Below are 6,208 nucleotides of genomic sequence, written 5' to 3'. Positions count from 1 at the left end.
ACACCCATCAAGTCGTTTCTTTACTTTCATTTTTGAGATAAGTGCTGGAGTAAGCTCTGAGAACTTCAAAGAAGGAGCCACGGTCATCAATGCTTTTTTTGCATCTTCATAAGAAATGGCATTACCTTCACGCCCCAGGGATCGCATATAACTAGCACGTTGATCTACATAAGTGTAAAAATCAATCAGTTTATCCTTTTTCCCAGAATTCAATAAAAAATTCATGGCCATGGTCATATCCTCCATTTCATAAAATTCAATTCCAACAGCCCTGGATCGAATCTCCAGGATCCGCGAATACAATGTTTCAAAATCCGGATAGGAAGGTAGTGGAATTTCCCTAACAGGATCCCAATACTTTTCTAAATCCGTGACCAAAGTTTTACGTTCGATCTTTTTCTTGTGAGAAATGATTAATTTTACTGGATAGCCAGTCTTACCAGCTCCATCATTTTTATACATTTTGACCTGTGCTTTCATCGTAATTGTTTCGTAAACTTTTACCCTGAAATTTACCACTTTTTACCATTATAACACAAATTTTAACCAAGGAAAGAAAATGTTAAAAAAAGTGAAACCCCGCTAAACTCAATGTTTAGCAGGGTTTTCAAGTATGGGTGGAAGACCGGGTTCGAACCGGCGACCTCTGGAACCACAATCCAGCGCTCTAACCAGCTGAGCTACAACCACCGTGTAATTGCGGATGCAAATGTAATTTATTTTACCTCATTTGCAAAGAAAAATAGTATCTTTTTTAAAGAATATCACCTAACTCGTTCACACCCAACAATCGCTCTACAGTAAACCCTTCAGCGTGACTCACTCCGATAAGCCTTCCAAGGTCTCTAGCCCTGTAGTCAACACTCTCAAAAAAGTTTTTACTTGTGATAGGCGTTTCAGGTTCTTTGCTATTTGGATCGTAAAACTGTGACGAGAATGCCTTAATCGCTTGCACCTTCTTCTCGATAAACCCACTAACATCCACCACAAAATCGGGCGTTAGATTCTTCCATTGGATGTAGTGATATACAACCTTAGGACGCCACGGATTTTGAGCTTCACCATCGAGACTTGTCTGAATCTTAACAAGACCACTTAGATAACAAGAATCACTGACTAATTTACTCCCTTTTCCATGGTCGATATGACGATCCTCAACGGCATTACAGAGAACAATCTCTGGGCGATATTTACGTACCATTTCAATAATTTTCAACTGATGCGCCCTATCATTGACAAAAAAACCATCCGCAAAGCCCAAATTCTCTCTAGAGGCTACACCGAGTATCTTCGCTGAATTCTCCGCTTCTATAGCCCTTAATTCCGCAGACCCCCTTGTTCCGAGCTCTCCCCTAGTTAAATCAACAATGCCCACCTTCTTTCCGAGTGAAACCTCTTTGGCTACAGTAGCTCCACAACCCAATTCCACATCGTCAGGATGTGCTCCAAATGCCAGAATATCTAGTTTCATGTTTGTTTCTTAAATAATGTATTAACAAGTAGTAAGGGTCAGACACACGAATTACTGCTTATGCTTGCAATTGTTGTGCCCTTACCTTTGCCACAGCTTGCTCAAAATCTGCTATTAAATCCTTTCTATCTTCAATTCCAACAGAGAATCTTAAAATGCGATCGCTGATTCCTTGAGCTTCCCTTTCCTCCGCTGTAAGCAAAGAATGTGATGTCTGTGCGGGTGACAATATAGTACTCTCCACCCCTGCCAAACTCATTGCAGGCTTGATAATTTGTAAAGCATCCAAAAATTGTGAAACATCAATATCTTCTTTTAGTTCAAAAGATAACATTCCGCCATACCCTTTCATCTGCTTCTTGGCAATTGCATGATCAGGATGTGATGACAACCCAGGATAAAACACCTTAGAAACCGCCTGATTTTTGCTGAGATACTTAGCTAATTTCTTCGCATTTCGATTCTGAGCCTTTACACGAACTCCTAAAGTCTTAATACTTCGCTCAAGTAACCAAACGGTGTAGTCACTCAAAGTACCTCCTAGGTTGATCGCTAATGAATGTACTTTTTCTATATGTTCTTTACTTCCACAAACAGCTCCTGCCAAAATATCACTGTGCCCTCCTAGGTATTTAGTGGCACTATGAATAACCAAATCAATGCCTAGTTTAATAGGATTCTGATTCACTGGGGAGGCGAATGTATTATCGATCATAGACAACACCCCTTTTGATTTGGCTAGACTCGAAATAGCCTGAATATCTACCACAGATAATAAAGGATTCGAAGGCGACTCTAAATAGATTAATTTTGTGTTAGACTTGAAAGCCTTTTCAAAATCCTCGACCTTTCTACCTTGGGCAAAACTGTAATTGATCCCAAAACGCTCGAACTCCTGTACTATAAAATTATGTGTTCCACCGTAGAGTTCTTTCTGAAGTACTACGTGATCGCCAGACTTTAAAAAAGCCAGCATAGCAGTGCTAATCGCAGCCATTCCACTTCCAAAAATAAGGGCGGATTCGGCATACTCTAAGGCTGCCAATTTCTTGGATAATGCCTGTTGGTTTGGTGTGTTAAAATATCTTGGATAACGTTTTTCCTCTACCTGTTCAAAGGCATAAGCAGTCGAGGTATATATAGGAGAAACGGCACCTTTAAATTGTTTATCCTCAACCTCACCTATATGTGTACAGATGGTGTTAAGTTTAAAATTTTCGGTTTTCATAAGTATATTTTTGATCTTAAAGTCCAAAGTTAAAGTTTTTGTCTTTAATTAAATATGGAACTTACAAGAACATCCGTCAATTTTTGTGATAAAATTCCTTACCTATTTCTAGAGACCAATAGTGGCAAATAAAAAAAGTAAGAGACCCCGCCCTTACCTTTGTATAAAATTCGTTACCCATTTAAACTAGATGTCAAAATGGGTAACGGACTATTTTTTTTAATCAATCAACGCGTTGATTATTTTTAGAATACATTTTCTTAAATCGCCAATAACTGATAGCACCAACTATCAATACAAACGCCACGGAGTAATATACCGATACAGGTGTAATAACCTTATCTCCGCTTGCGTATGAATGTAGCCCAACGAGATAGAAGTTCACCCCAAAATAAGTCATCATAATGCTGGCAAAGGCCACTACACTAGCAAAACTAAATGCCCATCTACTTCTAAGACCAGGTACAAGGCGCATGTGAATCACAAAGGCATAAACCATAATACTGACAAGAGCCCAAGTTTCTTTTGGATCCCAACCCCAATAACGTCCCCAGCTTTCATTCGCCCATTGTCCACCAAGAAAGTTTCCAATGGTAAGCATCACTAAACCAACAGTAAGAGCCATTTCATTGATAATGATCAGTTCCTGGATATTGATGGCCATTCGTTTTTTATTCTTCTCGGTAGTGAAGATCATTAAAAATAGGGTAACCAAACCTAAAATCATCCCTAGGGTAAATGGTCCATAGCTTCCAACAATCACAGAAACGTGGATCATCAACCAGTAACTATCTAATACGGGCTGCAGGTTGGCAATTGCTGGATCAATCCAATTCAGGTGTGCTCCGAACAATATGATCGCCGTCACAAAGGCCGTAGCAGCTACAGTCAGATCACTTTTACGCGCAAATATCAATCCTAAGGCCGTGGTACTCCAAGCAACAAACAAGATACTCTCATAGGCATCACTCCAGGGAGCGTGTCCACTAATATACCAACGCGCAATCAATCCTGCGGTGTGCAAAATAAAACATATCAGAAGACCTACTTTCCCAAGGGTTATAATCGTTCTGTAGATCGAATTATCTTTAAATATCTGCAGAATAATTACAATGAACATCACAATCCCAACGAGCATATACCACACCAAAAGCTCCTCAAATATATTGTATTGATTATACATCAATTCCATATCAATTTTACGATCTGATGGCATCACCTCACTACCGTAATTTTTCTGATTCTGCTTGAAGGCCTCTAGTAACTTATCCGCCTGGTCGTAATTTCCAGTACGTTTAGCATTCTCAAGAGTCATTAAGTAAAATGACAACGACTTATTAATGAAATTCGAATAAAGGCTATCTGTAACATGAAAATCTCCTTTGCGATAGTCTGCCAAAGAAATCCATTTGTTATTCTCATGACCTGGCAATGGAAAAATTCGTAGAATGTTTCCACCTAAAGCCTGATTTAAAAGTCCGAGTTTTAGATCAAAGTTCTTAAAGTCCTTTTGAAACTGATTTGGCGTATTAGTACTATAAGCCTCTTCTAAATAAGGCCCCAACTTATAATCAAGTCCATCGAAAAAATCAACAGCTTTTAGGTATTTTTGATCCTCTGGAGCACTTACAATTTCTCGGATACTATCGTTTTTCTTAGTAATATAAATAAACTCCACATTATACCACAGTGGAGGGTTCTGTAACATGGAAATTAAAATTTGATTTTCGTCCATTCCCTTAAAAGTCTCAGAACCATGTATTTTTCGCATCAGCTCAGAGGCAAACGTATTGACAGGCTTCATCCTTCCTTCGCTATCCTGAATTATTAAGGCTCCAAATTTAGCCGCGTGTTCTTTGCTTACTATAGTGGTTTTTAGAATGGAATCTACCTCAGCTTTCGTAGGGGCTCTATGAAGGTGCGCTTGGTCAACGGCTTGTACTTCCTCCTCTTGAACATGTGCATGTTCGTGCTCATCTTTGTTGGGTTCATTCTCATACACCTGAGCCCAGGTACTGGTAATTAAAAACAATGCAAGAACAGCGGTCATTGTGGCTTTCTTCTCCTTGACCTTCTTGAGCATCTTTGATAATTTTCTAAACCTTGTTTTTCCGACAAACATAATAGCGATAAGACCGATATACAATAAGGTGTACCCGAGGTAAGTTACCCAAGTTCCCCACCAATCGTGATTCACAGAAAGAATGGTTCCTTTTTCATCTGGATTAAAACTCGCTTGGAAAAAGCGGTGACCTCCGTGGTCAAGTACGTGATTCATGTAAATATCAAAATCAAAGGATCGCTCATCATGAACTGTAATTCTACTCATATAGGAAGAATATCCCTTTTCAGTCCCAGGATATTTCTCGGCTACGAAATCATTTAGAGTAATACTGAAAGGAAGTTGAATCTTAATAGAGCCAAAACTCAGGTGAAAATCCAATCCTCCAACAGAGATAGATTCTGGTTTACTGATAATCCCGCTACCACCAAGAAGCCTTACTTGCTTGGTTTGGCCATTTGTGGTAACATCTAAAATCAAAGCATCTGCTTGATTTGGCATTTTCTCTTGAGTCTCTACAATACCATAATAGCCGGTGACAACAGGATCAGGAAATACGAACTGCATCCCAGCCATGGAATACAATGAGCGGTATTTAAGGTCTTGAACACTATCCTTTATGACCGCTCCCTGAAATTGATCCGCCATCCGTAAAAACGTACCTTCGAATGGTGCTTCAATGGTACTTACGGAATCTGTGATCGTCAAATTGATGGCTCCAGGGGTAGGCTTATTCAAAGCAAATAAGATATTGTGGATATTGGTAACTTCTCCTTCTTTGATATAGTGATCATGACGATCGCCACCACCAGCTTCTACAATTTTTATATAGGTTTCACCATTTTCATCTTCTATAAGACCTTCTTCAGCTCCTTGAATAAAACCAGCATAGGAGATCTCGAAATCCTGTCCATTAAAATCAGACTTCCACGGAAGAGAGGTTTTACGTCCCATTTTAGAGATCATGATCTCATCCTGCAAGGATTTTCTTTTTGGTTCACCGTTGATTTCCCCATCAACTAATACGGTTACATACTTCTTCTGGGTCAACATATAATCCACTGTTTGACCTTCTCTAATTGGCATAATCCCCTCATATCCAATATAACGAGTGATCCCCGCTCCAATTAAAATTATAATAAACGAAAGGTGAAGCAATAAAACGGGCCAATTTTCTTTTTTTGTTAAGTTATAGCGCTTGATGTTCCCACAAAAATTGATCACAAAAAATAGCATAATCAATTCAAACCACCAGGTGTTGTACACCCAAATCTTTGAGGTTTCTGTGTTGTACCAACTTTCGATAAAGGTACCCATGGCCAAGGCTACTGCAAACACTACAAAAAGAATGGCCATTAAACGTGTAGAGAATAGTACTTTCTTAAGGGAGTCTAACATGAGATATGTTGATTTTACCAATTGATTTTCCGATGGCAAAAATAAGGTG

General features: G+C 39.1%; 4 protein-coding genes and 1 tRNA gene. All 5 read right to left on the bottom strand.

Translation table 11 applies throughout. The features are described 5' to 3' along the window. Nucleotides 1–480: hypothetical protein (locus tag VKY50_RS04040; RefSeq protein WP_324299112.1), on the bottom strand; the 480-nt coding region annotated here is incomplete at its 3' end. A gap of 135 nt (nt 481–615) precedes the next feature. After that, nucleotides 616–691, bottom strand: a tRNA-His gene (locus VKY50_RS04035). A gap of 63 nt (nt 692–754) precedes the next feature. Beyond that, the gene (gene bshB1, locus VKY50_RS04030) at nt 755–1,471 is read right to left on the bottom strand and encodes a bacillithiol biosynthesis deacetylase BshB1 (protein WP_324299110.1); all 717 of its coding nucleotides are present in this window, start codon (nt 1,469–1,471) and stop codon (nt 755–757) included. A gap of 58 nt (nt 1,472–1,529) precedes the next feature. After that, nucleotides 1,530–2,699: a trans-sulfuration enzyme family protein gene (locus VKY50_RS04025; RefSeq protein WP_324299108.1), complete on the bottom strand. Its 1,170-nt coding sequence runs from the start codon at nt 2,697–2,699 to the stop codon at nt 1,530–1,532. Between the two features lie 223 nt (nt 2,700–2,922). Beyond that, entirely contained in the window at nt 2,923–6,159 is a 3,237-nt protein-coding gene (locus VKY50_RS04020) for a cytochrome c biogenesis protein CcsA (RefSeq protein WP_324299106.1), read from the bottom strand. Between the last annotated feature and the right edge of the window lie 49 nt (nt 6,160–6,208).

Source organism: Galbibacter sp. (assembly GCF_035306585.1).
Classification (GTDB): domain Bacteria; phylum Bacteroidota; class Bacteroidia; order Flavobacteriales; family Flavobacteriaceae; genus Galbibacter.
Note: the sequence above shows the minus strand (reverse complement) of the source record. Positions and strands in the feature narration are given on the sequence as shown.

Coding starts and splice junctions, on each gene's coding strand:
- bshB1 (WP_324299110.1), bottom strand. CDS start 1,471: ATGAAACTAGATATTCTGGCATTTGGAGCACATCCTGACGATGTGGAA.
- VKY50_RS04025 (WP_324299108.1), bottom strand. CDS start 2,699: ATGAAAACCGAAAATTTTAAACTTAACACCATCTGTACACATATAGGT.
- VKY50_RS04020 (WP_324299106.1), bottom strand. CDS start 6,159: ATGTTAGACTCCCTTAAGAAAGTACTATTCTCTACACGTTTAATGGCC.